Raw genomic sequence first — 26486 nt, forward strand, 5'->3', positions numbered from 1 at the left:
CCGGAGCGTGGCTGCCGGTGACCTGATCTACGCCTTCCGGGTGATGCGCCTGCCGCTGCTCGACGCCGGCGGCGCCACCGTCGGACGCGTCCAGGACCTGGTCGTCGTGCCCGGTCGTCCGGGGTCGGCACCGCGGGTCGTCGGGTTCGTGGCCGAGAGCCAACGCCGCAAGATCTTCGTCAACGCCAACCGCGTCGCCGAGCTCGCCAGCAACGGCGCCCAGCTGCGCAGCTGGGACGTCGACCTCCATCCGTTCAAGCCCAAGCCGGGCGAGGTGCTCGTCGGACGAGACCTGCTCGATCGCCGGCTCGGCGACGAGACGGTCAGCGACGTCGGCCTCCGCGGCGTCGACCACGCATCGGGGCGCTACTGGGAGATCGCCAAGGTCCGCCTGGTCAAGCGCAACCTGCTCCGCCGCAAGCCGAGCTATCGGCTCGTCGACGCCGACGAGGTGCCCGGCCTGTTCGCTCCTGCGAGCGAGGTGGCCGCCGAGGCCGCCCGCCTGCGCGACCTCCACCCGGCCGAGGTGGCCAACATCGTGCGGGCCCTCCCCCTCGCCCGTCGCCGCCAGATCGCCGCAGCGATGGACGACGAACGGCTGGCCGACGTCCTCGAGGAGCTCTCCGAGGCCGAACAGATCCATCTCATCGGCGGCCTCGACCTCGACCGCCTGCTCGACGTGCTCGACGAGATGGAGTACGACGATCTCGTCGACCTGCTCGGCGAGATGCCCGGCGAGCAGCGCAGCCGGATCCTCGAGGCGATGGATGCCGACGACGCCGACGTCGTCCGCCGGCTGCTGTCCTACGAGGCCGCCACGGCCGGCGGCATGATGACGCCTGAGTTGATCATCCTCGGGCCCACCGCCACCGTGGCCGAGGCGCTGGCCCAGATCCGCGACCCCGACTGGGTGGTCAGCATCGCCGCCCAGGTGTTCGTGTGCCAGCCGCCGTTCAAGGCGCCCACCGGCCGCTTCCTCGGCACGGCCCACTTCCAGCGGCTGCTGCGCGAGTCGCCGAGCACGGAACTGCGCAACTGCGTCTCCAACGACCCCGTGGTGCAGCCCGACGCCACCGACCGTGCCGTCGCCGAGCAGCTCGCCCGCTACGACATGCTCGCCATCGCCGTGTGCGACGCCACCGGGCAACTCCTCGGCGCCGTCACCGTCGACGACGTCCTCGACCGCCAGCTCGGATCGGGCTGGCGCCAGCGCCACCGCAACCTCCCGGCAACCACCAGCTCGACGCGACGCGCCTGATGGTCAAGCGACGCGAAGATCTCACGGCCCCACGCGAGGCCCGGCGCATCGGCATGAGCTACGACGCCGATGCCTTCGGCCAGTTCTCCGAGGGCATCGCCCGCTACCTCGGCACGGCGCGCTTCCTCGTGTGGCAGACCGCCGTCATCATCGTGTGGATCAGCTGGAACCTCGCCGTTCCCGAGCGCATCCAGTTCGACCCTTGGGACCGCGGCCTCGTGCTGCTGACCCTCGTCCTGTCGCTCCAGGCGTCCTACGCCGCTCCGCTCATCCTGCTCGCCCAGAACCGGCAGGAGGCACGCGACCGAGTCCAGGCAGCCACCGATCGCAACGTCTCCGAGCGGACCCAGAGCGACACCGAGTTCCTCGCCCGCGAGCTGGCGGGTGTGCGGCTGATGCTCTCCGACGTCGTCACCGGCGAGGAGCTGCGCGAACAGCTCGCCGAGCTGGCCGCCAAGGTCGACGAGCTCAGTCGGCGTCTCGAGGAGCGCTGACCGTCGCCGCGTAGTTGCGATTGCGCACGATGCGGGTGCGCCGGATGTCGACGCGGGCGCCGCTGTTCTCGTCGACGACGACGGGACGGATCTCCTGCTTGGTCTCGGGGTCGAGCAGGGCGACGGGGGCGACACCGGACCCGTCACCGGGTGGCCACATCCAGTCCGATCCCCAGCGCCACATCGCCGCCAGCACGTCCCAGAACGCCCGGCCCTTGTCGGTGAGCCGGTAGTCGTAGCGGGGCGGGTGCTGGGCGTACTCGACCTTGACCAGCAGGCCCTCCTCGACGAGGCGTGTCAGGCGCTGGGCGAGGATCGGCCGGCTGCATCCGATCGATTGCTGGATGTCGTCGAAGCGTGAGCGACCGGCGAACACCTCGCGCATCACGATCGGCGTCCACCAGTCGCCGACCAGGTCGGTGACCCGGGCGATGGGACACGGCCAGTCGTCGAATCGCGTACGGCGCACGACATCAACCTACTGACGTCGGGCGCCGGTGCCCGGCGACTCACGCACCGGCGACCGGCTCGAGGCGGGCCGGCACGTGCTTGTGCCACGGCGTGCCGGCCACCCAGTCACGGTCCTCGGTCGCCGTCAGCTCGTTGGGCGCCACGCCCGTGGTCACCGGCGTCGCACCGTCCATCGCGTAGTCGAGGCCGAGCCCGTTGGGCAGCGAGATGTGGCCGGCCTGCATCGCCTCGTCGACGTCCGCCGTCGCCACCGCCGAGCCGCGCCGGGTCGTCACGCGCACGGCGTCGCCCGTGCCGATGCCGAGACGATCGGCGTCGGCCGGCGACACCCGGAGGGCACCGGCGGGATCACGCTTGCGCCAGGTCGGATCGCGCAGGATCGTGTTCGCCGTGAACGACCGGCGCTCCCCGGCGGACAGCACGAACGGATACTCCGGGTCGGTCGACGGTCCCGGCTCGTCGGCCAGGCCGCGCAGTTCGGTGAGCATCTCGTCGATCGCCAGATGGAGCCGTCCGTCGTCGGTGCGCAGGCGGTCCCACGCCACCTCGTAGTCGTCCTCGGAGAAGACCACGCCGGACCGCCCGGCCAGGATGGCGTCGAACAGGGCCTCGCCGTCGGCGTGACCGGCGGCGGCGACCGATGCCGGGTAGGTCTGGGCACAGCGGTGGGCGGCGGCCCACAGGGCGGCGGCGGGGGCCGCCCCGTCGGGGAGGGTCGGACCGAGGGCTCGGTAGAGCACGACCGGTCCGAGGCGGCCGAGGTCGGGATCGGCGGCGACGGCTTCGAAGAAGGCGCCGGCGAACTCGGTCCGACCCCGTTCGGCCGCCTCGCGCAGCGTTGCCATCACGCCGGGATCGAGCACGCCCAGCGCTTCGCACAGACGGGCGTGGATCTCGGGCTCGCCGAGCGTGCCGGGGAGCGGCTCCAGCAGCGGTCGGCGGAGGTGGAACACGTTGTGCGGGAACTCGAAGTTGAAGAACGTCGCCTCCCACTTCTCGAACTGCGACGACGCCGGCAGCACGTAGTCGGCGAGCCGGGCCGTCTCGGTCATCGCCACGTCGATCACGACGAGCAGCTCGAGGGCCTCGAGCGCCTCGCGCATGTGTTGGCTGTCAGCGAGCGAGTGGGCCGGGTTGCCGCTCTCGACGAGCATCGCCCGGTACCGCGCCGGATGATCGGCGAGGATCTCCTCGGCGATCACGTTGCACGGCACCAGGCCTGAGATGATGCGGGCTCCGGCCACGGGACTGCGTCGCGACGAGCCCCGCCCGCTGACGGCCGACCCGGCGAGGTTGACCAGCGTGGTCGGCACGTACTGGGCTCCGGGGATCCCGAAGTTGCCGGTGAGCATCCACAGCAACTTGTCGAGGTAGCTCGTGAGCGTGGAGTGCAGCGACATCTGCACGCCGAGGTCCTCGAACACGGCCACGCTCGACGCCGCCGCGATGCGCCTCGCCGTCGATCGCAGGACCGATTCGTCGATGCCGCAGATGGCGGCGTAAGCGGCGATGTCGACCTCACGCAGCACGGCGACCACCTCGTCGAGCCCGGTGGCGTGCTCGGCCAGCCAGGTCGTCGACAGGAGACCTTCGTCGACGTACGCGGCGCACAGCGCGGCGAGGCACCACGCATCGGTTCCCGGCCGGACCTGCAGGTGGATGTCGGCGAGGTCGGCCGTCTCGGTGCGCCGAGGATCGATGACGATCATCGTGCGCGCCGGGTCGCGGGCGATCTCCTTCAGGGTCGTGCGGGCGTGGGGGATCCCGTGCGACTGCCACGGGTTCTTGCCGAGGAACACGGCGACCTCGGCGTGCTCGAAGTCCCCGCGCACCATGGCGCCCATCATGTGGGCATTGACCCAGAACTCTCCGGTCTTCTCCTGGGCGAGGGCGCTGGAGCGGAATCGCGAACCGAGGGCGGCCCTGGTGGCCGACGAGTAGGCACCGCCCAGATGGTTCCCCTGGCCACCGCCGCCGTAGTAGAAGATCGACTCCCCGCCGTGGGTGTCGCGAACGGCGGCGAAGCGGTCGGCGACCTCACGGATCGCCGTGTCCCAGTCGATCTCCTCGAACGTCCCGTCGTCGCGGCGACGCAGCGGTGACGTGAGACGGTGCGTGCCGTTCTGGTAGTGGTCGAGTCGCAGTGCCTTCTCGCACGTGTACCCCTGCGATCCGGGGTGTGCCTTGTCGCCGCGGATGCGCTCGAAGCGCCGTCCGTCCTCACCGCCGAGCCGCACCTCCACGCCGCAATTGCACTCGCACAAGATGCACGCGGTCTGTTGCCACGCCGTCTCCGTCACCGTCATATCCCCTCCGACCTGCCTGTTCGGGCCGATCTCCTCGCCCGCAGCTAGTGAGTTCAATGACAGAATGCACCCCGTGGCGATGTGTCGTCAATGATCGGATCTGCGACGAGAGTTGTTAGGAATACTTACCGTCCCAGTAAGGTGCGCGGCATGATCCGACGTCTCACCTTCGCCGCGTCCGCGACCGCCGCCGTCACCCTCGTGGCCGGAGGCGCCGCCGCCTCGACCCCACCCGCCGGCGACTCGCCGGCGCCCATCGGCCCCCACGTCGTCGTCCATGCCATGGGCGAGACCGAGGTCCCGGCCGACCCCCAACGCGTCGTGGTGCTCGACTCGTCGTTCCTCGACTCGGCCGTCGCCCTGGGCCTGACTCCGGTGGGCGCCACGGAGGGCTTCGCCGGCGGCGGCCTTCCCGGCTACCTCCCAGCGGACGTCCTCGAGGCCGTCGAGATCGTCGGCGAGACCAACGCCCCGCAGCTCGAGTCGATCGCCGCGCTCGAGCCCGACCTGATCATTGGCGCCAAGGTCCGCCATGAGGGCCTCTACGACGAGCTCTCGCAGATCGCGCCGACGGTGTTCAGCGAGTCCTCGGGCGGCAACTGGACCGAGCAGGTGCTCCTGACCGGCGAGGCGATCGGCCGGCCCGACGACGCCCAAGCGCTGCTCGACGCGTTTGACGAGCGGGCCGCCGAGGTCGGGGAAGCGATCGGCGCCTCCGAGCTCACGGCAACGATCGTCCGCTTCCTCCCCGACGAGACCCGGCTCTACGGGCCGGGGTCGTTCTCCGGATCCGTCTTGACGGCCGTGGGCTTCGACCTCGGTGACAAGGACTGGAATGAGTACTCGATGGCCCTGATCAGCACGGAGCAGATCGAGCTCGTCGACGCCGACGTGGTGTTCGCCACCACGTACGGCAGCGGCGAGACGACCAGGCCGCAGTTCGAGGGCCTCTGGGAGACACTCGACGCCGTCGAGAACCGCCGTCAGTTCGACGTCGAAGACGCCGTGTGGATGACCGGCATCGGGGTACTCGGTGCCAACCTCATCCTCGACGACCTCGAGACGATGCTCGGCGACGCGGCCGCCACCACGGCACCGGCGACGACCGGCTGAGCACGCGCCCGGATCGGTCGGCGGGCTACCCGGCGTCGAACGCCGGGAGCCCGTCGATGGAGATGGAGTTCTTCTTCGTGCGGTAGTCGACGAGGCCCTCCGGGCCGCGCTGGGCCGCCCAGTCGCGGAGCTTCGTGCGCTCACCCTGGTAGGCGTACAACGGCACGCTGTAGCCGCAGCTGTCGCTCACCCGGTCGGCGTGCACGATCACCACGGCCCGCGCTCCGGGAATGTCGTCGAACAAGCCGGCGACCCGCTCGTCGTCGACGTCGACGATCTCGCCACGTCCGTGGACCCGCACGATGCGCGGCGGCCCCTCGAAGGCACACCACATCAGCGTGATCCGCCCGTTCTCACGAACGTGGGCGACCGTCTCGGCGCCGCTCCCGGTGAGGTCGAGGTACGCCACCGTCAGATCGTCGAGGATGCGCAACGTGTCGTCGCCCTTCGGCGAGACGTTGACGTGCCCGTCCTCGGCGAGCGGGGCCGAGGCGACGAAGAAGACCCGCTGTCGACCGATCCACTCGGCGACCGGCGGCGTGATGGCTGGGTGAACGGTGCCCATCGGGTCAGTCTGTCAGCGGACGAGCCGCAGACCACTAGGAGGGCACGCCGGTGAATGCCTGCAGCCGCACGCCGTAGCGGAGCACGTCGCGAAGGATGTCGTCGGTGGGGAGGTCGGCGTCCGACGTCGTGACGACTCCCCCGTGCTCCTCGCGCCGGGAGAGGAAGGCGACCATCGCCGCGGCCGTCGCCGCCGTCGCCGTGCCGATCAACTCGGCGATGCCGTTGACCACGGTGACGCGCGCGCCGTCCACGTCGTGGCCGCGCGCCTCCACCCGCAACGCCCCGATGCCACCCTCGGCGTGCGGCGCCGTGAGCATCGGCAGGCGGGCCGTCAGGCGGTCGCGCCGGGTGGCCGACGTGCGCGCACTGACGCGTTCGACCTCCGGGAAGCTCCGGTGCAACAGCACCGGATCGGCGAGCTCGCCTCGGTAGCAGTCACGCGCACCGACGGGCTCGGGAAACCAGCACAGCTCCCGACCGCTGCCCGCCTGTCGCTCGATCCACCGTCCGTCGTGCCAGCCGAGCGCCCACCCGGCGAGCGCCCGGTGATGCTCCCGCGCACAGGCCGGACCGGCGGTGCCGTGCACGGCCACATGGAGTTCGTCGCATCCGTCGAGCCGACCGGTGAGCGACCGGGCGATCAACCCGCTCAGCCCGGGCGACACCGCGGCGCCGACCACCAGCGACGCCCCGCCGTCGCGGGCGGCAGGGTCGAGGTCGAGGAGATCCCGCACGTCGTCGATGGCACCACTCGTGGACACCACGTGCGTTCCGGCGGCGAGCAGGCGGGCGGCGGCCGGAGCGTGCGGCGCGGGCATGGCGAGTACGACGATGTCGGCGGCCAGGTCCCGTGGCAGCAGCCGGAACGACGACGACAGGTTGCGCCGGACCCGCTCCCCGACGACGCCGGCACCGACGATGGCGACCGACGGCGCGTCGACGGCGCGGAGGGTCATCGTCCGGCAGACGGCCGTGGTGTGCTGCCGTCGCCCGAGGAGAGATCGACCGGCTGCCAGCCGCCGTGCTGGGGCGGCGTGCCGCCCCGCCCACGCAGGCGCAGCGCCGAGGCGATCACTCCCGCCAGCCCGAGCGCGGCCATCACCCGACGGACGATCTTCATGGCCCGCACTGTACCGAGCAGTCCCGACCGACGATTCGCGCGTGAGGATTGCCGCGGACGGCGATAGCCTCGTCTCCTGCCCTGGGGCTATAGCTCAGTCGGTTAGAGCGCATCCCTGATAAGGATGAGGTCACAAGTTCGATTCTTGTTAGCCCCACCACAGAGCACTCGCTCACCGCGTCGACCCGCGGCACGACGAGGCGCTTCTCAGGTCCGGGTTCGCGACAAGCGGCCGATCCGGCCACCGCGCCCCGGCGTGAATTCGGAGTAATTCCACGAGCGCTACGGCCGTGGCGACCGCCGACGTTCCCGAAAGCGAGCCAGCCACACCGGGAGCGCTCTCCCATCCTTGGGAAGCACCGGTGCTCCTGGTCGGTAGACGGCCGCGGCCAGTCCAGTGGCGATCGGCACCGACGCGATCAGCCCGATGGAGCCGACCAATGCTCGCACGATCTCGGTCGCGACGATTTCGCGAGTGGCGACCGATCCGACGGACTGGTTCGCCTCGGTGAACAACAACAACAGCGGCAGCGCTGCGCCGACGTACGCCAAGAAGAGCGTGTTGACGGTCGACGAGATGTGGTCACGTCCGACGTCGAGGGCGCTGCGGTAGAGGTGAAGCGTCGGTGCCTCGGAGTCAGCCCGGCGCAGCGCCCCGACGGTGGCCACCTGGGTGACGGTGACGTCGTCCAGGACACCAAGCGACCCCAACACCATGCCGGCCAGCAGGATCCCTCGGGCGTCGATCGGCACACCCAGTGCGTTCAGCATGAAGCTGCTGTCCTCGGTGAGACCGGTGAGCTTCCCCGCTGTCACGAAGACGTCGGCAAGCACCGCCGTCAACACGAGGCTGGCGAACGTCGACAGCAGGGCGACGGTGCTGGCCACGTTGAAGCCGTGGGCCAGGTAGACGGCGATGAAGGCGATCGTGCTCGCCGCCACGAGGGCCACGGCCAACGTGTTGTTGCCGTCGAGCAGCGAGGGAATCATGAAGACGACGACTACAGCGAGGCTGGCGCCGAGCCCGGCAAGGGCGCCGAACCCGCGCAGCCGTCCCAGCGCCAGCACGGCAACGACGAACAGCGTGGTCAACACGAGCAACGGAGTGCGACGCTGATACTCGAAGAACGAGTAGGTGACGGCGCCGTCGGTGGTCTCGGTGGCAGTGACCAAGACCTCGTCACCGGCGCGCAGTCTCGACTCGATGCCCTGCTCCCAGTCGAAGACTCCGCCCCGATCCTCGCCCTCGGTCACCTCGACCACATACTGGCGACACTCGCTTGCCGCATCGTAGGAACACGCACCGACCGTCTCGGACTGCACGGTGGCCGCGACCGGATCCGCCGAGACGAGCAGCGGATCGGCCGAGGCCTTGCCGTCAGTGCGAGGCCACAAGATCACCAGGCCGACCACGGTGATGAGCGCGCAGACCCCTGCGACCGCCGTGAGGATCCGCTCGATCCCCGGCGCCACCCAGCCGTCGGCCGCATGGCCATGGTCGTGAGTGCCCATGCCGCCATCATCGCTGCTTCGCGGGCGGCGATGACGGATGTGCTGCGTGGTCAACGGTCTCACCTCGTGGGCTGGCGGCTGTCGGCCTCGTGGTTCATCGGCGCGGTGCCGGCGAGGCCTCGACCCCTCGCGGCAACCGACCGTTCACGACCCTGAGCCGACGATCACCAGCGAGGCCGGCGCGACGTCGAGGTCGAACGTGCGAGCAGTGCGCAGTCCGTCACTCGTCACCACCTCGACGACGGTGCCGGTTGCCGGGTCGGAGACATAGGCGCGGGACTCGTCGATGGTGATCTTCGGGCTCTCCGGAGAGTAGGACGCGACGTCCTCGGCCACGGCGGTGACCAGCGGCGCGGTGGCCGTCACCTCTCCGCTCGCCGAGTCGATGAGGTGAGCGACACCGTCGCGCGTGACCGCCAGCAAGGCCGAACCGCCTTCGGCGACGGCCAGCGCCAGCACGTCGCCCGGGGATTCGAATCGCGTCGCCGTACCGGTGTGCACGTCGACCGTCACCAGTCCGTCGCCCGCGACGCCCGCCACGAGCGGAACGCCATGAGTGTGGGCGAAGCTCCACGTGCGCGCCTCACCAGTGGCCGCCGCCGGCCAGGCGACCTTCTCTGCGGTCCACCCGCCCTCGCCGCGGCTCACCCAGAGGGCGCCGTCGTCGCAGGCGAACAGCACGCCGTCCTCGAACGCCGCCTCGCCGTGCATCTCCGGGCAGTCCTCCGGGAACTCGGCCTCCACCTCCTCGGCTCCGTGGCGGATCTCGACGCCCGTCGGCAGGTCCTCGGCCGTGGGGCCGGGGACACTCACGACGAGGTGGCCGTCGATCGCGACGGCGACGCCGTGGTGAGGGCCGGCGGTGACAATGGTCAACTCCGGTTCGGCGCCACTCTCGGGAAGCTCGTCCGTGTTGATGGCGGCGATGGTGCCGTCCCCGTCGAAGAAGACCAGCACGTGGTCGTCGTTGGCGACCGTGTGCACCGGCGACGGCCCCTCGATGGTGCCGACGACCGACGGCTCCGTCGCGAACGCATGGACATGGTCACCGTGCTCCTCCACCCAGCTGCCCCCGTCGACAACGGTCACGGCGTTGTCGTCGCTGGCCGTGGCGAACACGAATCGGCCGTCGGTGTAGAGGGTCGAGACACCACCGGTCTCGATCGGCGCGCCCACCGACTGACCACTGAGCAGGTCGATCACTTCGACCCTGCCGGCGACTCCGTCGGAGACCACCAGTCGGGGGGCCGGCTCCTCGAGCGCGGTCGGGGCCGCGGGCTCGCTGGGTGTTGCCGCTTCGGTGCCGGGCGGGGCCGAGGCCGCCGCCTGCGCGCCTGCCCCGACGACGAGCAGTACGGGGGCGAACACCAACCAGCGGCGGTTCGTGCGATTCATGCTGAGTGGACCTCCTGTCCGGGTGCTTCGCCCCGGGGATCGTGCGTCGACCGCCGTGCTCGGCGGACGCAGTCACCATACCAGTAGTAGGAATCATTCTTATTCTGTGGTTGTGGACTTTCTCCGACGCGTGATCGGCTCGGCGGCCCGTTCGCGTCGGCGGCGCGCGTGGGCGCGAGCCCACGTGCGCCCCGTGTGTGGCCCGCCTTGACGTTCCTCGACGAGGCCCAGCGGACGACCTCCTCACCAGCTCGCCGGTCGACGAACCCGCGGTGCGCTCAGCGGCGTCGGGAAGTTGCTTGGGCGACGGGGTTCGGAGCTTGACGAGACGAGAAGCGGCGCATCGGGGAACCGGTCTTCTCCACGACCTCCTCCTCCAGCACGGTCATGCGTACGCCGCCGACCAGATCGGTGATCAGGTTGAACAACGTCGCCACCAGCACGGCGAGGCCGGTGAGGCCGACGGCGGCGAACAGCCCGCCGATCCAGGCGTTGTGGAAGATCTCACCGCCGTTCAGTTCGAACGTCTCCCAGCCGGTCGATTCCAGGCCGCGTTCGATGTTGTCGATCGTGCCGGTCGCGTAGGCCACGTTCCACAGCAGCACCCCGGCGACGAGGGCGATGCCGTAGGCGACGAAGCTGAACACGGCAGCCACCTTGAACACGCTCCACGGATCGACGTGACGCACCACGCGGGTGACCCGCCTGACGCGGGGCCGGCGACCGGCGAGGCGCGGCGCCGGGGCGACGGCAGTCGGTCGCTGCGTGGCCACCGGTCCGGACGGATCGACCGGCCGCATGGTCGTGGTGGCGGTCTGCCCGGTGACCTGCGAACCGCGCGAGGCGCGGCGGGCCGGTTCGGCCGGAGGCGGTGCGCCGGGAGGCGACGGTCGCATGACCCCCGGTGCTGGTGTTCCACCGGCGAGCGACGGGGCCGGCGGCGGCGGCGGGACCGATCCGACGCGACCCGTGACCGGGGCGGGAGGGACGGGTGCCGGCGGCGACTCGGCCGGGACGGCACGCTGCTCACCCGTGACGGGTTCGAACAGGTCGCGCGGTGTGAGCGAGGGCTTGTCGGCTCGATCCTTCGGCGGCGCCGGTTCTGTGGGCGTCGAGGATGACTCCGGAGCCTCGCCCCCTTCTGCTTCTGTCGACGCTGGTGCCGGTTGCGTGGTCTCCGGCTCCTCCTTGGTGGCCGGCGGGCTCGCGTCAGCCCTTTCGACCTCGGCGTCGGACGTCACCGGCGGCGACGCCGGCTCGGCGCGCGCGCCCCTCGTCGAACGCCGAACGGCCGGAACCGGGCCGGTCAGCAGCGGATCGCCGCTGACCAGCGGGCGTAGCACCTCGTGGCTGTCGTCGTCGTGATCATCGTCGTGACCGTCGTCGTGAACGGTGTCGTGACCGTCGTCGTGAACGGTGTCGTGACCGTCGTCGTGAACGGTGTCGTGACCGTCGTCGTGAACGGTGTCGTGATCGTCGTCGTGAACGGTGTCGTTCCGGTCCGGACGATCGTCGTGCCGCTCGTCCTCTCGTTCGGTCGCGCCTCCGTCCGACCGGTCATCGGCGGCGCCGTCGTCGCCGGCGGCGAGTTGGGCCGGCTCGTCGACGGTCTCACCATCGACGATCTCGTCGTCGTCGTCCTCGTCGACGGCCTTCGTCCGCGCTCTGCGCGTGGGGCGCGGCATGACCAGCGACGGATCATCGACCTCGACGTCGAACACGACCGAGCCCGAAGGACGCGGGTCGATGCCCTCGCGTCGCCCGCTGCCGATCGAGCGGCCGGGTGCTCCCGTGGGCAACTTCCGCGCGTCGGAGTCGGATGCCGCGGTGTCGGGCACGCGCTGATCATCGTCGTCGCTGGGGGCCACGAATCGAGTGTAGGCACCGGCCTGCCCCCGAAACTGGGCAGCGTCAGCCCGGCGGTGCGCCGGTGACAGCTCGGCCAGGGTCACCGACGTTGGACGCAGATGCCGTTGCGCGCGCTCGGCCGACGCGCACGGTCACGGTGACCGTCACCCCGTCGGGTGGCCCATCGGCCCACCACTCGACGATGTCGGCGCCGTGTTCGGCGGCAAGCCGCTCCGACGCGGCGCGGCCACCGTCGACACCAGCGAGGGCGGCCGCATCGGCGGCGGTGCGAGCCCGGCCGGCGTCGAACACGCTGCGCCCGAGGTGGGCGATCCCCAGCGTGACGACGACCGCCATCCCCACGGCGACCAGCACCAGTGGTACGGCCTGTCCCTTCGCGTCGATCCACTGTCGGCCGTTGGTCCACCGTGGGGATGGCACTTGTTCGTCGACCATCTCGTCGTTCCTCCTCCAGTGATGGGCGGAGGGCACGCGTGGTGCCGAGCGGACGTCGTGCGACGTCGAAAGCGTCAGCCTAGTGAGGCGACGTGGTGGTGACCCGCCGGCCTCAGGCCGGCGGGCCGGCTCAGGCTTCGTCGCTGGCCAGGATGGGGGCAACCGACGCGACCGTCTGGCCGTCGTCGAGGTTCATCACCCGGACGCCCGTGGCTGCCCGACCCTGCGACGAGATCTGGCGGACCGCCATGCGGATCGTGACGCCGCCCGACGACACGGCGACGATCTCGTCGTCGATGCCGACCATGAACGCGGCCACCACCTCGCCCTTCCTGCCGGTGAGCTTGATGCCGATGACGCCCTGGCCACCGCGCCCCTGACGGCCGTAGTGCTCGAGCTGGGTGCGCTTGCCGTAACCGGCCTCGGTGATCATGAGGATCGCCGTATCGTCGCGAGCGACGTCGACCGACACCACGTGGTCGTCGGTGCGCAGCTTCATACCCCGCACACCTGCAGCGGTGCGGCCCATCGGACGCACGTCGGCCTCGTTGAAGCGGATCGTCATGCCGCGACGGCTGACCATGAAGATGTCGTCCTCGCCGCTCGTCTCGATGACCCGCACCAGCTCGTCGCCGTCGTTGAGGTTGATGGCGATCAGGCCGTCACGACGGCTCGAGTTGTAGGCGTCGAAGGCCGTCTTCTTCACCGTGCCCTTGCGGGTGGCGAAGAACAAGAAGCGCTCGCCGGCGAAGTCGCGGGTGTCGATGATGGCCTGCACCTTCTCGCCCGGCTGCAGCGGCAGCAGGTTGACGATGGGCATGCCCTTCGCCGTGCGCTCGCGCTCGGGGATCTCCAGCGCCCGCAGGCGGTACACCTTGCCGAGGTTGGAGAAGAACAGCAGGTGGGCGTGCGCCGTGGTGAAGATGACGTGGCGCACCAGGTCGTCGGCCTTGAGCTTGGCGCCGCTGACGCCCCGGCCGCCACGCGACTGCGTCTTGAACTGACCCGCCGGCACCGCCTTGACGTACTGCGCCTCGGTCATCACGACGACCAGTTCCTTGTCGTCGACGAGGTCCTCGATGGACATCTCGCCCGAGTCGAGGACGATCTGGCACACGCGCGGCGTGGCGAACTTCTCGCGCACGGCGGCGAGCTCGTCCTTGATCACCTGGCGCAGCACGGCCGGGTCGCCGAGGATCGTCTGCAGTTCGCGGATCGTGCCCCGCACGTCCTCGAGCTCGGTCTCGAGGTCGATGCGCGACAGGCGCGTCAGGCGACGCAGCTGCATGTCGAGGATGTCGATCGCCTGCACCTCGGAGAACTCGAACGGCGCAGCCATCAGGCCATGCTTCGCCGCGTTGGCGTCCTCGCTCGCCCGGATGAGGGCGATGATCTCGTCGATGACGTTGAGCGCCTTGATGCGGCCCTCGAGGATGTGCTCGCGCTCCTGCGCCCGCTCGAGCCGGAACTCGGACCGGCGGGTGACGACCTCGATCTGGTGGTCGACGTAACCCGACAGCGCCTGGGCGAGGTTGAGAGTGCGAGGCACACCCTTCACCAGGGCGACCATGTTGATGGAGAACGACGACTGCAGCTGGGTGAGCTTGTAGAGGTTGTTGAGCACGACGTTGGGATTGCCGTCCCGCTTGAGCGTGATGACCAGCTCGGTCTTGCCCTCGGCCGACCCGTCGTTGACGTCGGCGATGCCCTCGAGGTCGCCGGAGTCGACGAGCTCCTGGATGCGGGCGGCGATCGACGAGCAGCTCGTCTGGTACGGGAGTTCGGTGACGACGATCTCCATCGCCCCCTTCTTCGACTCCTCGATCGTGGCGGTCGCCCGCAGCTTCACGCTGCCGCGGCCCGTGCGGTAGGCGTCGATGATGCCGGCGCGCCCGAGGATGCTGGCCCCCGTCGGGAAGTCCGGGCCCTTGACGAACTGCATGAGATCGTCGGGCGTGGCCTCGGGGTTGTCGATCAGGTGCACGGTGGCGTCGATGACCTCACCGAGGTTGTGCGGCGGGATGTTCGTGGCCATGCCGACGGCGATGCCCTGCGAGCCGTTGACGAGCAGGTTGGGGAAGCGGGCCGGCAGCACCGACGGCTCCTCGGTGGTGCCGTCGTAGTTGGTCCGCATGTCCACGGTGTTCTCGTCGATGTCGGCGAGCATCTCCATCGCCAGCGGGGCGAGGCGGCACTCCGTGTAGCGCGACGCGGCCGGACCGAAGTCGGGGCTGCCGTAGTTGCCGTGGAAGGCGATGAGCGGATGGCGCAGGGAGAACGGCTGGGCCATGCGCACGAGGGCGTCGTAGATGGCGCTGTCACCGTGGGGGTGGAAGCGGGCCATCGTGTCGCCGCTGACGCGGGCACACTTGACGAAGGGGCGGTCGGGGCGGAAGCCCTGCTGCTCCATGTCCCAGATGATGCGGCGGTGCACCGGCTTGAGTCCGTCGCGCACGTCGGGCAGTGCCCGCGACATGATGACCGACATCGCGTAGTCGAGGAACGACGTCTCCAACTCGTCCTGAAGGGCGATCGGCTGCACCGGCTCGAACGGCAGCTCGGACGGAGGAAGGTTGCTGTCAGACATGTGCATTCACCAGATTCGTGGAGGAGACCGTGCACCGCGCGGGATGACGATGCGGTCGGCGGCCGAGATACGAGCGATCTCCGTTGGGGGGAGTTCGAGGGGGGATTCCCCCCTCGATGCGGCGGAAAAGGCGAGCTTGCTCGCCCGCCGCCAGAGAGGACGGCGCGGCGAAGCCGCTCAACGAAACTCGCCGCAGCGAGCGAGGAGCGAAGCGACGACGCGAGCGAGGACGAAACATCAGAAGTCGAGGTTGCGGACGTCGCGGGCGTTGGTGGTGATGAAGTTGCGGCGGCTCTCGACGTCGTCGCCCATCAGCACGCTCATCACCTCGTCGGCGAGGGCCGCCTCCTCCACCGTGACCTGCAGCAGCGTGCGGGTGCGGGCGTCCATGGTGGTGTCCTTGAGCTCGTGCCAGTCCATCTCACCGAGACCCTTCAGGCGCGCGAACTCCTTCTTGTGGTTGGGCCGCTCGGCGAGGAACTCGGCCTTGGCGGCGTCGTCCTTGAGGTAGATCTTCTCCTTGCCGACCTCGGTGGAGAACAGCGGCGGCTGGGCGATGTACACGTAGCCGGCCTCGACCAGCGGTCGCATCTGGCGGAAGAAGAACGTGAGCAGCAGCGTGCGGATGTGGCTGCCGTCGACGTCGGCGTCGGCCAGGGCGATCACCTTGTGATACCGCGCCTTGGTGACGTCGAACTCGTCGCCGACCCCGCCGCCGATGGCGGTGATGAGGGCCTGGATCTCGTTGTTCTTCAGCATCTTGTCGAGGCGGGCCCGCTCGACGTTGAGGATCTTGCCCCGGATGGGCAGCAGCGCCTGCGTGCGCGGGTCACGGGCGTTGATGGCCGTGCCGCCCGCCGAGTCGCCCTCGACGATGAACAGCTCGCTCTCGGCAGCGTTGCGGCTCGAGCAGTCCTTGAGCTTGTCGGGCATGCCGGCACCCGACAGTGAGGTCTTGCGGCGCACGGCGTTGCGGGCGTTCTTGGCGGCGAGGCGCGCCTGCGCCGCTGCCTGGGCCTTCTTGACCACCCGGTTGGCCTCGGTGGGGTTCTCCTCGAGCCATTCGGCGAGCCGCTCGTTGGTGGCCCTCTGGACGAACGACCGCATCGAGACGTTGCCCAGCTTGGCCTTGGTCTGACCCTCGAACTGGGGCTCGCGGAGCTTGACCGAGATGATCGCCGTGACACCCTCGCGGATGTCCTCGCCGAGCAGGTTGTCGTCCTTCTCCTTGAGGAGATTCTTGGAACGGGCGTACTTGTTGATCACCGACGTGAGGGCGGTCTTGAAGCCCTCGAGATGCATGCCACCCTCGGTGGTGGAGATGCCGTTGGCGTACCCGTGGATGCCCTCGTAGTAGCTGGTGTTCCACTGCAGGGCGAGATCGATCGTCTGGCCGTCCTCGTCGAAGTCCTCGAAGCTGCACACCTTCGAGAACAGCGGTTCCTTGCTGGCGTTGAGGTGCTTGACGAAGTCGACGATGCCGCCCTTGTACTGGTACGTGACCGTCTGTTCCTTCTCGGGGCGCTCGTCGACGAAGACGATCTCGAGGCCGCGGTTCAAGAACGCCATCGTCTGGAGGCGCTCGAGCACCGTGCGGGACACGAACTCGGTGCCCTCGGCGACGAACACGGTGGGATCGGGCCAGAACGTGATGGTGGTGCCGGACTTGCGGCCACGCGCCGGCGTGTCGCCGACGACTTCCATCTTGCCCTGCGGCTTGCCACCCTTGGCGTACTCCTGGCGATAGCGCTTGCCGCCGCGATCGACCTCGATGACGAGGCGCTCGGACAGGGCGTTGACGACGCTGACACCGACGCCGTGGAGACCACCGGACACCTTGTAGCCCTCGCCGCCGAACTTGCCGCCGGCGTGGAGCACGGTGAGCACGACCTCGGCGGCGCTCTTGCCCTTGTGCGGGCCGGACGGGTACGGGTCGACGGGGATGCCGCGGGCCTGGTCCTCGACGCGGCAGCCGCCGTCGGCGAGGAGGGTGACGGTGATCTTGTTGCCGTAGCCGGCCATCGCCTCGTCGACCGAGTTGTCGACGACCTCCCAGATCAGGTGGTGCAGGCCCTGCAGACCGGTGGACCCGATGTACATGCCGGGGCGCTTGCGCACCGGGTCGAGGCCCTCGAGCACCTGGATCGCGTTGGCGTCGTAGTTCCCCGACACCTTGTTGCTCGAGTTGCTGTTGCTCGAGTTGCTCGAGGCGTTGCCGGAGGAGCTGGATGCCTTGCCCTTCGGCGTCTCGGACGCGGTCTCCGCGCCGAGGTCGAGGTTCTGCTGGTCGCTCTGCTGGTCGTCACTCGCCACTGGTGGATTCTCGGTTCTCGTCAATCGGTTGGTTCTTCGTCGTCGGTGGGTGGTCCCACGGGGGCGTGCGGATCACGCCGATCGACAGCCCCGCAAGAGCCCTCCTGCCTGCGGCGGGTCCCGGCGCCAAGAGGGGAGAGAGCAGGCGCTTTGCGCGGACCGGGACGTCGCTGGGGAGCGAGGTTGTGATGTGTTCCAGTCTACCAAGGGGGTGCCACGGTCGAGGGGTATGCGGCCCCGATCGGGTGCCCTCAGCGCCGGCGTCGGGCGGCCGCTGGATTGGCCACGCGGACCTCGACGTGGTCCACCTCGACCGCCACCACCTCGCGGAGGCGGGCGCGGATCTGATCGGTGAGCAACCGGACCTGCGTGGCCCACGCCGGCTCGGACACCTGCACCACGAGGCGGTCACGATCGAGGCGGATCGGCTGCACGTGCTGGGCCATCGCCGCACCGACCACCTCGGTCCAGCGGCCGAACACGCCGCCGACGGCCGCCACGCCCTGCGACTGGCGCCGGCCACCCTCCAGCGACTTCAGGACTCGCCCCATCGCCGACGCGATGGCGACCGGATCGTCGGGAGAGCTCACACCTTCATCCTGCCCGACGTCAGGCGATCGCGCCGCCGGCGATGCGGATCACACGATCGGGCGTCGCCGCCTCGGGGATGGCACCGGCGGTGGTGATGACGATCTGGCCGGCCGGTAGGGAGCCCAACAGCGCCGTGGCCCGGTGGTTGTCGAGCTCCGACAGCACGTCGTCGAGCACCAGCACGGGTGTCGATCCGGTCTTCTCGGCCACGAGACGGTGGGCGCCGAGGCGCAGGGCGAGGGCCAGTGTGCGTTGCTCCCCCTGCGACGCATGGGTGCGTGCCGGCAGGCCGCCGATCCGGAGCTCGAGCTCGTCCCGATGAGGACCCACCGTGGACACCGCCCGGCGGAGGTCGTCGGAACGCGCCGCGGCGAGGGCCGCCGCCAGCCCCGTCTCGCGCCACGGCGGCGCGTACAGCAGCGACACGCCCGCTCCCGGCCCGGCCAGGTACTCGTATGAGTCGATGATGTACGGCCCGGCCTGATCGACGAGGGCGGCCCGCGCTCGCCCGAACTGCTCGCCTGTTTCCGACAATTTGGCGTCCCACACGTCGAGCGTGAACTCGGCGTCGGCGTCGAGACGGCCTCCCGCCTGGCGCAGCAGCGTGTTGCGTTGCTTGACGATGCGGTCGAGCTCGAGACGGAGAGCGTCGTACTTCACGGCCAGGGCCACCAAGGTGTCGTCTAGGTAGCGCCGGCGATCACCCGGCCCGCCCTTCACCAACGTCAGGTCGTCGGGCGCGAACACGGTGACGCGGAGGACGCCGAGGAGGTCGCGTATGCGGGCCAGGCGCTGCCGGTTCACCTGTACCCGACCACGGCCGACGGTGGCCAGCTCGGCCTCGATGAGCACCTCCCGGCCGTCGTCGTCGCGAAGCTGAGCCCGCACGATCGCCGTCGAGGCGCCGACGCGGACCAGCGCGTCGCCGGGAGCACCCCGGAAGCTCCCCAGCGTGGCGATGTACGCGAGGGCCTCGGCGAAGTTCGTCTTGCCCTGGCCGTTGTCACCCACCACCACCGTCGTTCCGGCGGTGAGGTCGAACGTCGCCTCGGCGTAGTTGCGGTAGTCGACGAGCTCCAGCCGCTCGATCAACACTGCGTTCCTACAAGCGATTCGCTGAAGCTCACTGGGCCACGCAGGCCGGCGCGCCGCCTCCCTCCGCTAGCGCTCCGATCGGCGACGCGCTCGAACGACGGGACGCTCGCTAGCGCTCGCTGAAGTCCGAAACTCACCTCAGGCCGATTCTGCCCTGGCGCCCTATTCGGAGGAGGACACCCGCAGCGGCATCAGCAGGTACAGGTAGTCGTCCTTGCCGACGCCGCGGAGGACCACGGCCTTCACCGGATCGCGCAACGACACGGTCACCTCGTCGGCGTCGATGGCGTCGACACCGCTCATCAGGTAGTCGGGGTTGAAGCCGACGAGCATCTCCTCACCGTCGTACTTCACGTCGATCTCCTCGACGACGTTGCCGTAGTCCTGATCGCGCACCGACAGCGTGAGCGTGTCGCCGCCGAGGGACAGGCGGACGGCCGACGACGAGTCCCTAGCCATGATCTTCACGCGGCGCAGCGCCTCGAGCAGGGCTTCCTTGCCCACCGTGAGCACGTTGGGGCTCGACGCCGGAACGAGGTTGCGGTAGTTCGGATAGTCGCCCTCGATCAGCCGCGTGGTGAGGCGGGTGCGTCCGCACTCGAACGTCGCGTGCCGAGCGCCGAGCCGCACCGTGAGCTCCTCGTTGCTGCCGAGGATGCGCTGCAGCTCACTGAGCGCCCGGTGCGGCACGAGCACCTTCTGACCGCCGGAGAGGATGCCCGTCTCGGGCAGGTCGCGGACGGCGAGCCGGTACGAGTCGGTGGCGACCATGCGGACGCTGTCCTCCTCGGCGGCGATCAGCACGCCGGTGATGACGCCACGCGCCTCGTCGGAGCTGGCGGCCCGCACCACCTGTCGCAGCGAGTCGGCGAACGCACTCGACGAGAGCGTGACCGCCTCGGCGGCCGGGTCGACCTGGGCCGGGTAGTCGTCGATGCTGTAGGACCGCAGCGAGAACTGCGAGCGGCCGGCGCTGATGGTGACCGTGTCGTCGCCCGGGCCGTCCCCACCAGCGGCGAACTCCACGGCACCCGCGGGCAACGACTTGACGGCGTCGGCGCTCAGCCGGGCGGGAACGACCACGGCGCCGTCGGTGACCCCACCGACCGTCGTGGTGAGACGGATCGACATCTCGAGGTCGGTTCCGGTGACCGCCAGTTCGTCGCCTCGCACCGACAGGTGCAAGCCCTCAAGGACCGGCAGGGCGCCGGTCCGGCTCGTGGCCGCTCGCCCGGCCGTGGCCAGAGCGTCGGCGAGGACATCTCGCTCGCATCGGAACTTCACAGGCGGACCTTTCCCGTCGTCGGTCGTTGAAAAGAAGTAGTAGTCGTAATAGGTGCTGTGGATTGTGGACAACCCACGATCAGCCCAGCGTAGGACGGTTGTCGCTGTCCGCAGCAGTTTCCCTCGTCATCCCCACCGCGCGGATCACGGCGATGTAACTCGGTGGACGAACGGAGGTTGTCCACGAGATGGACGCCCCCTGTCCCCACGCTGTACGGAGCGTTGTTCACAGGCCGAGCTGCTGCGTTACCCGGCCACGCAGGCTGAGCTGCTGCGTTCCCCGGCCACGCAGGCCGCGCGGTCGGGTGATGGGAGACGATCATGATTTCAGCCTCTGGAGCAGGTCGGTGACCTGGTCGTAGATCTGCTTGCGCTCGCTCATCAGCTTCTGGATCTTGTCGACAGCGTGGATCACCGTGGTGTGGTCGCGTCCACCGAACAGGCGGGCGATGCTGGGATAGCTGAGCTCGGTGAGGTTGCGGAACACGTACATGGCGATCTGCCGGGCCGTCACCAGCGGACGCTGCCGGCTCTTGCCCTTGAGGGCGGCCACGTCGAATCCCAGGATCGCGGCGATCTCGGCGAGCAGTTCCTCGTCGGTCCGCGGCCTGATGTTGGTGTCGCCGATGAGATCGGTGAGCAGGTGCTGGGCCAGCTCGGTGGTGATCGGCACGGCGCTGAGGCTGGCGAACGCCGTGACGCGGATGAGGGCGCCCTCGAGCTCGCGGATGTTGGAGGCGATCTTGGTGGCGATGAACTCGAGCGTCTCCGCCGGGACCTGAACGTTGTCCCGCTCGGCCTTGTTGCGCAGGATGGCCAGGCGGGTCTCGATGTCGGGCGGCTGGATGTCGGTGATCAGGCCCCACTTGAAGCGTCCGATGAGACGCTCCTCGAGCGTCGGGATGGCATCGGGGAGGCGGTCCGACGTGACGACGATCTGCTTGTTCGTGCCGTGCAGGGCGTTGAACGTGTGGAAGAACTCCTCCTGGAGGCCTTCCCGGTTCTCCATGAACTGGATGTCGTCGACGAGCAGCACGTCGACTTCCCGGTAGCGGCGCTGGAACGCGGTGTTCGTCTTGTAGCGGATGGCGTCGACGAACTCGTTGAGGAAGTTCTCCGTGGAGACGTACCGCACCTCGTGGTGCTGGTAGTTCTGGTGCACGTAGTGGCCGATGGCGTGGAGCAGGTGCGTCTTGCCCAGCCCGGCCGAGCCGTAGATGAACAGGGGGTTGTAGGTGCGGCCGGGTGTCTCGGCCACCCGCAGGGCGGCGGCGAGAGCGAACTGGTTGGAGTTGCCCTTGACGAACGTCTCGAACGTGTAGCGCGGGTTGAGGCCGGCCTCGTCGAGTTGCGGTGACCCGCCGAAGTTGCCCGGGGGTGGCAGGGTGGCGCCGGGTGTCGGGGCGTCGTTCGCCATCGACGGCGCGCCGAGCGGCTCGAGTGTGGGGGCCGCGCCATCGAGCGTGGCGTGGCCGCTGGCCCGTCCGTCGCCCTCGTTGGCGCCATGGTTGGGGTCGACGAGGATGACGAGCGAGCAGCCGGGCCCGCCGGTCACCTCGTCGAGGGCGTCACGCACGAGCGGGAGGAACCGGGTGAGGATGCGATCGCGGACCTGGTTGCTCGGGACGGTGACCGTGAGCTCGCGATCGTCCACCTTGATCGGTCGGACGTCGGTGAACGTGGAGAACCAGACCGCTTCGGTGAGTTGCGTCCGGAGCAGATCGGCGACCGAAGCCCACACTTGGTTGCCGTCATTCATCTGCATCGGGTACCTGCACGATCCGCGTCTTCGATCCGTGTTCGTTGATGTGACGCGTCGGGTGTCCGGCGCGGGACGTCATTGCCACGCGGGGCCGGATGACCGGTTGCGACTCCGCGACCGCGCTGCGCGATCCACAAGTTACTCACAGGTTGTGGAAAGGGGACGGTTGGCGGAGCCGCCGACGTTACCACGGCCGTGAGGTTGGGAAAACCGGGCGCTGCGTCGATGGTCGGACTCCGGGTCTGAGGGCGTTCGTCGGGTGGGTCGCCACCCTAGTACAGGTCGTGGAGACCGCCGTCAGGGGCGCCGCACGTACTGGTGATGGGTTCGAACGGTGCGTCGGGTGCGGTATTTTTGACAGCGAGGCCGCGGGCGAGGTGGTGGACGGCAACGTTGTGGCCCTTGCCACCAACGCCGTAGCCTTGATGCGTTCCGGTTGCGTGCCGCGTTGCGTTTGGCCGCATCCTCAGAGCGCTGCCGGTCGGTCGCACTTCGTGGTCGACGTCGGCATCGCGGACATCCAGCGTGCAGGCCAGAAAGAGTCAATCGTGAAGCGTACGTATCAGCCCAACACCCGCCGTCGTGCCCGCAAGCACGGCTTCCGCGCCCGGATGCGCACGCGGGCCGGTCGAGCGATCATCAAGAACCGCCGTCTCAAGGGCCGCGCCCGGCTCACCGCTTGATCTGGCGGATCCACGGCCGCAGGGCGTTCGACACGATCGCCCGTACCGGCCGTGTGTCGCGGACGAAGTCCTTGTGGTGCAGATACGTCAACGATCCATCGGCCGTGCCGCTGCGCGTCGGGTTCTCCGTCGGACGATCGTACGGGCGCGCCACGGAGCGCAACCTGCTGCGTCGGCGTCTGCGTGCGATCGTGAACGACGCGTCACCGGCGTGCGGGCTGACCGGAGGCATGCTGCTCATCGGCGCACGACCGTCCGCCAGGGAACTCACGTTCGATCTGCTGCGCGAGGAGACGGAGCGGCTGTTGTCGCTCGCCGCCGGTGCGCGCCGGCCGGCCCCAGCCGCGACCTCCGAGATGGCGGGGTCGTCGTGACCGACCAGGTCCCGCCCGCCGCCGACCTGCGCCCTCCCCTGCCGATCCGCCTCATCGTCTGGTATCAGCGAGCGGTCGAGGGCCGTCCGTCCCCGTGCCGGTTCACGCCCTCCTGCTCGTCCTACGCGCGTGAGGCCTTCGAGGTGCACGGCACCCGGCGCGGACTCTGGCTCACTGTCCGGCGGCTCCTGCGCTGCCGCCCCTTCGGCCCCTCGGGATTCGACCCGGTGCCGCTCCCCCGTTCCGCCGGCACGGCCGCGGAGAAGGACTGTTGCTCATGATTGCCGGCATTTTCGAATACGCCACCAAGCCGATGGAGTGGTTCTACGCCCTCACCGGCAACTATGCGGCGTCGATCTCGCTCGTCGCCGCCCTGGTGATGCTGCTCATCACCCCGCTCACGCTGAAGAGCACCAAGGGCATGCTCGAGATGCAGCGGTTGGCCCCGGAGATGCGCCGGTTGCAGAACCAGTACCGCAACGACCGGACCAAGCTCAACGAAGAGATGATGAAGCTCTACCAGGAGCACAAGGTCAACCCGATGTCCTCGTGCCTGCCGCTCCTGGCCCAGATGCCGGTCTTCATCATCATGTTCCGGACGCTGCACGGGCTGACCTACCGCCCGACGGGCGAACCGGCTCCGCTCGCCCACGCCGTGTACACGGCAGCCGGCCAGCCGCAGGCCGAGCTCGGCTTCCTGCCTCGGTACATCTCCCACTCGTCCGATCTCTTCTTGGACCTCGTCGGGCGGACCGAAATGCGTTCGATCGGCCTCGACCTCGCACGCACGCCTGTCGACGCCCTGGGCGACAGCTTCGGCACGGGCCTGATCTACGTCCTCATCGTCGCCATCCTCGGCGGCCTCTACTTCGTCCAGCAGCGCATGGTGGCGGCCCGCGCCGCGGTCAGCCCGACGATGTCGGCGAGCCAGCAGAAGCTGATGCAGTACCTGCCGGTGGCCTTCGCCATCTTCCAGGTGTTCTTCCTCCTCGGCCTCGTCATCTACTACATGGCCCAGGCCGTTCTCCGCATCGCTCAGCAGGCCTACATCACGCGCCGCTTCTACGGCCACGACGAGGCGCTCGGCCGCCAGGCCCAGCGGGCCGGCGAGCGTGCGCGAGAGCTGGCCAAGTCCGACGGTGAGGAGGGCGGCGGCGGTCTGCTCGCCCAGGCCCGTCGTGACCTGGCGTCGGCCCGCGGCGAGAAGTCCGGCGCGTCCGGCAAGCCGGCGAAGGGAGGGACGCCGACGGCTGCGACAACGTCGGCGAACCGCCGGCCGACCAAGCGCACCACCGAGCCCAAGGGTCGCCCGACGCCGACCGGCAAGGGGCCGGCGGGGCGTCCGCAACGATCGTCGTCGAGCGATCGCCCCGGGGGTCCCCGGGCCAAGAGCAGCGGCAAGCGCCGCCGCTAGATCGAGAGCACACGCAGATGGAATGGGTTGAAACGACGGGCAAGTCGCTCGACGAGGCGAAGGAGATCGCCCTCGATCGACTGGGAATCGGTCCCGACGATGCCGAGTTCGAGATCCTCGAGGAGCCGCGGACCGGCCTCTTCGGCCGGGTCCGGGGCGCCGCCAGGGTGCGGGCCCGGGTGAAGCCGGCCACCGTCCGTCCCAAGCAGGATCGCCGCAATCGCCGCCGTGCCGAGGGCAAGGGCCGGGGACGTGAGGGATCGTCGTCCGCTGACACCAACGGCGACCGGGAGTCGACCGCCGAGTCCGGCGCCAGTGGGCGCTCCGGCAGCGCCGACGCGCCATCCGGTCCGCGTCGCCGTTCCTCCCGCCGCCGCGGCGGTGGGCAGGGCTCCGGCGACGGGGCCGCCACCCGTACGGCGCCCGATCACGCTTCTTCCACCGACAACACGCCTGCGGGCGGGACCGAGACAGAGGACACCATGAGCGACGCCAGTTCCACCCACGAGTCGGCACCGGTCGACGTCGCGTCCGTCCAGACGGCGGCCGAGGAGTTCACCAACGGTTTGTTGCGGTCGTTCGGTCTCACCGGCACCGCCACCTCGACCGTCGACGGCAACGAGATCGAGGTTCGTGTCGACGGCCAGGGCGACGGTCTCGGGTTGTTGATCGGACCCGGCGGACGCACGCTGCTCGCCGTGCAGGATCTCGCCCGCGTGGCGGCCCAGCGCCGCCTCGGCGATCACGACACCCGTCTGCGGGTCGATGTCGCCGGCTACCGCGAGAAGCGCCGGGCGGCGCTCGAGAAGTTCGCCAGCCACGTCGCCGACCTGGTCAAGGAGTCCGGTGTGGCCCGCTCGCTCGATCCGATGCCGTCGGCCGATCGCAAGATCGTCCACGACACCCTGTCGGGCATCGAGGGCGTGACGACGCGGTCCGAGGGCGAGGATCCCTACCGCCGCATCATCGTCTCCCCGGCCTGATCGCCGGAGTCGCTCGAACGGGCGCACGTGGGTGATCACCACGATGAGGCGCTGACCGAAGCGCTCGGCCTCTCGCAGCGGCTGGGAATGCTCGGGAGCCGCCCCGTGGTCGAGGTGATCGACCAAGCAACTGCATATGTCGAGGCACTCGACGCCGTCGGTCTCACCGGCGGCGTCGTTGTCGATCTGGGCAGCGGTGGCGGTGTGCCGGGGCTGGTCATCGCCCGGCAACGCCCGGCGCTGCAGCTGGTGCTCGTCGACCGCCGGGCGACGCGGACCGATCATCTCCGGCGGCTCGTCGTGCGTCTCGGCCTCACCGGACGCGTCGAGGTGCTGACTGCGGACGCTGCGCTCCTTCCCCGGCTCATCCCGACGCCGGTCGCTGCCGTCGTGGCACGTGGTTTCGGTCCCCCGGCCGAGCTGCTCGCTGTCGCCGTGCCGCTCGTCGACCCGGGCGGCGTGGTAATCGTGAGCGAACCGCCGGCTCCGGACCCGTCTCGCTGGCCGGCTGGCCTGCTGGACGGACTCGGCATGGAGCGTGTCGCCCACCACGATCCGCGGGTGGCGGTCCTCCTCCGCACCGCCTGACGCATTCGGCCGTCGGGGCGGCCGTCGCCGGCCTGGGCGCGGGCCGGGCCAGGCCGCCGAGCTCGCGTTGGGTTCCACGGGAAACACCCGATGTCGCTCAGCTTCTGGGTGCGGATCGTGCCAAACCCGCTTCCGGGCGCGTTCTGTGTCGCTCACCGTCACTGTCCGATCTCGGGACATCGGTGACACATGGATGTCGCGCAGCATCGGTAACACCTGAGGTGGTCTGGGGCGAGGATGCCTCATGGCCGGAGAGGTGCTGTCGATGAAGG

General features: G+C 69.6%; 24 protein-coding genes and 1 tRNA gene. 10 read left to right on the forward strand and 15 right to left on the reverse strand.

What is annotated here, in order from left to right; all coding sequences use genetic code 11:
* Positions 1-7: 7 nt before the first annotated feature.
* Both DN771_RS14760 and DN771_RS14765 read left to right on the forward strand, forming a co-directional pair.
* Positions 8-1258 carry a magnesium transporter MgtE N-terminal domain-containing protein gene (locus DN771_RS14760; protein WP_116998303.1) on the forward strand — a complete coding sequence of 417 codons (1251 nt, stop codon included), beginning with the start codon at positions 8-10 and terminating at the stop codon, positions 1256-1258.
* Complete coding sequence (locus DN771_RS14765) at positions 1258-1752, forward strand: DUF1003 domain-containing protein (RefSeq protein WP_116998304.1); 495 nt, start codon at positions 1258-1260, stop codon at positions 1750-1752. The genes DN771_RS14760 and DN771_RS14765 overlap by 1 nt, the downstream gene beginning before the upstream one ends.
* Here DN771_RS14765 and DN771_RS14770 read toward each other — a convergent pair.
* Entirely contained in the window at positions 1727-2221 is a 495-nt protein-coding gene (locus DN771_RS14770; protein WP_116998305.1) for a winged helix-turn-helix transcriptional regulator, read from the reverse strand. The genes DN771_RS14765 and DN771_RS14770 overlap by 26 nt on opposite strands.
* A 40-nt stretch (positions 2222-2261) precedes the next feature.
* Complete coding sequence (locus DN771_RS14775) at positions 2262-4529, reverse strand: molybdopterin-dependent oxidoreductase (protein ID WP_116998306.1); 2268 nt, start codon at positions 4527-4529, stop codon at positions 2262-2264.
* A gap of 150 nt (positions 4530-4679) precedes the next feature.
* Between DN771_RS14775 and DN771_RS14780 the strand changes: the two genes are divergently transcribed.
* Entirely contained in the window at positions 4680-5642 is a 963-nt protein-coding gene (locus DN771_RS14780; protein ID WP_193615372.1) for an ABC transporter substrate-binding protein, read from the forward strand.
* A 25-nt stretch (positions 5643-5667) separates the two neighbouring features.
* Here the strand turns inward: DN771_RS14780 and DN771_RS14785 are convergent, their stop codons facing one another.
* The 3 genes from DN771_RS14785 to DN771_RS29540 are packed head-to-tail and all read right to left on the reverse strand — an operon-like array spanning position 5668 to position 7329.
* Entirely contained in the window at positions 5668-6207 is a 540-nt protein-coding gene (locus DN771_RS14785) for a pyridoxamine 5'-phosphate oxidase family protein (RefSeq protein ID WP_116998307.1), read from the reverse strand.
* A 34-nt stretch (positions 6208-6241) separates the two neighbouring features.
* Complete coding sequence (locus tag DN771_RS14790; protein ID WP_116998308.1) at positions 6242-7165, reverse strand: saccharopine dehydrogenase family protein; 924 nt, start codon at positions 7163-7165, stop codon at positions 6242-6244.
* Positions 7162-7329: a hypothetical protein gene (locus tag DN771_RS29540; protein WP_162941968.1), complete on the reverse strand. Its 168-nt coding sequence runs from the start codon at positions 7327-7329 to the stop codon at positions 7162-7164. Before DN771_RS29540 ends, DN771_RS14790 begins: the two co-directional genes overlap by 4 nt.
* 83 nt (positions 7330-7412) lie before the next feature.
* Here DN771_RS29540 and DN771_RS14795 point away from each other — a divergent pair.
* Positions 7413-7489: transfer RNA gene (locus DN771_RS14795), tRNA-Ile, on the forward strand.
* A gap of 122 nt (positions 7490-7611) precedes the next feature.
* On the opposite strand, the gene DN771_RS14800 is transcribed toward DN771_RS14795, so the two are convergent.
* From DN771_RS14800 to dnaA, 10 genes are all read right to left on the reverse strand, one after another.
* Entirely contained in the window at positions 7612-8841 is a 1230-nt protein-coding gene (locus tag DN771_RS14800) for a YibE/F family protein (protein WP_116998309.1), read from the reverse strand.
* 144 nt (positions 8842-8985) lie between these two features.
* On the reverse strand, positions 8986-10236 hold the full coding sequence (locus DN771_RS14805; protein WP_116998310.1) for a hypothetical protein: 1251 nt from the start codon (positions 10234-10236) through the stop codon (positions 8986-8988).
* A 278-nt stretch (positions 10237-10514) separates the two neighbouring features.
* A complete protein-coding gene (locus tag DN771_RS14810; RefSeq protein WP_162941969.1) occupies positions 10515-12104 on the reverse strand; it encodes a DUF3566 domain-containing protein in 1590 nt (529 codons plus the stop codon).
* A 43-nt stretch (positions 12105-12147) separates the two neighbouring features.
* The gene (locus tag DN771_RS14815) at positions 12148-12540 is read right to left on the reverse strand and encodes a pilus assembly protein TadG-related protein (RefSeq protein WP_116998312.1); all 393 of its coding nucleotides are present in this window, start codon (positions 12538-12540) and stop codon (positions 12148-12150) included.
* A 130-nt stretch (positions 12541-12670) separates the two neighbouring features.
* Positions 12671-15127, reverse strand: a complete 2457-nt coding sequence (gyrA, locus tag DN771_RS14820; RefSeq protein WP_116998338.1) for a DNA gyrase subunit A — start codon at positions 15125-15127, stop codon at positions 12671-12673.
* A 237-nt stretch (positions 15128-15364) separates the two neighbouring features.
* Complete coding sequence (locus tag DN771_RS14825; RefSeq protein ID WP_116998313.1) at positions 15365-17440, reverse strand: DNA gyrase/topoisomerase IV subunit B; 2076 nt, start codon at positions 17438-17440, stop codon at positions 15365-15367.
* Positions 17441-17691: 251 nt separating this feature from the next.
* Complete coding sequence (locus DN771_RS14830) at positions 17692-18030, reverse strand: DciA family protein (protein ID WP_116998314.1); 339 nt, start codon at positions 18028-18030, stop codon at positions 17692-17694.
* Positions 18031-18049: 19 nt separating this feature from the next.
* Entirely contained in the window at positions 18050-19123 is a 1074-nt protein-coding gene (gene recF / locus DN771_RS14835) for a DNA replication/repair protein RecF (RefSeq protein WP_162941970.1), read from the reverse strand.
* Positions 19124-19288: 165 nt separating this feature from the next.
* Positions 19289-20410 carry a DNA polymerase III subunit beta gene (gene dnaN, locus DN771_RS14840; protein ID WP_116998316.1) on the reverse strand — a complete coding sequence of 374 codons (1122 nt, stop codon included), beginning with the start codon at positions 20408-20410 and terminating at the stop codon, positions 19289-19291.
* Positions 20411-20729: 319 nt separating this feature from the next.
* A complete protein-coding gene (gene dnaA / locus DN771_RS14845; protein WP_227462356.1) occupies positions 20730-22169 on the reverse strand; it encodes a chromosomal replication initiator protein DnaA in 1440 nt (479 codons plus the stop codon).
* Positions 22170-22717: 548 nt separating this feature from the next.
* Here dnaA and rpmH point away from each other — a divergent pair.
* From rpmH to DN771_RS14875, 6 genes are read left to right on the forward strand one after another with little or no spacing between them, the layout of a single operon-like run.
* Complete coding sequence (rpmH, locus tag DN771_RS14850; protein ID WP_116998339.1) at positions 22718-22855, forward strand: 50S ribosomal protein L34; 138 nt, start codon at positions 22718-22720, stop codon at positions 22853-22855.
* Positions 22856-22908: 53 nt separating this feature from the next.
* The gene (locus DN771_RS14855) at positions 22909-23229 is read left to right on the forward strand and encodes a ribonuclease P protein component (protein WP_240394211.1); all 321 of its coding nucleotides are present in this window, start codon (positions 22909-22911) and stop codon (positions 23227-23229) included.
* Positions 23226-23510, forward strand: coding sequence for a membrane protein insertion efficiency factor YidD (yidD, locus tag DN771_RS14860; RefSeq protein WP_227462357.1), 285 nt, complete (start codon positions 23226-23228; stop codon positions 23508-23510). Before DN771_RS14855 ends, yidD begins: the two co-directional genes overlap by 4 nt.
* Positions 23507-24643, forward strand: a complete 1137-nt coding sequence (locus tag DN771_RS14865) for a YidC/Oxa1 family membrane protein insertase (RefSeq protein WP_116998319.1) — start codon at positions 23507-23509, stop codon at positions 24641-24643. The genes yidD and DN771_RS14865 overlap by 4 nt, the downstream gene beginning before the upstream one ends.
* A 17-nt stretch (positions 24644-24660) precedes the next feature.
* Positions 24661-25626: a Jag family protein gene (locus DN771_RS14870; protein ID WP_116998320.1), complete on the forward strand. Its 966-nt coding sequence runs from the start codon at positions 24661-24663 to the stop codon at positions 25624-25626.
* Positions 25627-25653: 27 nt separating this feature from the next.
* Positions 25654-26214 (forward strand): RsmG family class I SAM-dependent methyltransferase, encoded by a 561-nt coding sequence (locus DN771_RS14875; protein ID WP_116998321.1) that lies wholly within the window; start codon positions 25654-25656, stop codon positions 26212-26214.
* Positions 26215-26486 lie beyond the last annotated feature (272 nt).

Origin of the sequence: Desertimonas flava (assembly GCF_003426815.1) — a bacterium.
In the GTDB taxonomy this organism is placed as follows: domain Bacteria; phylum Actinomycetota; class Acidimicrobiia; order Acidimicrobiales; family Ilumatobacteraceae; genus Desertimonas; species Desertimonas flava.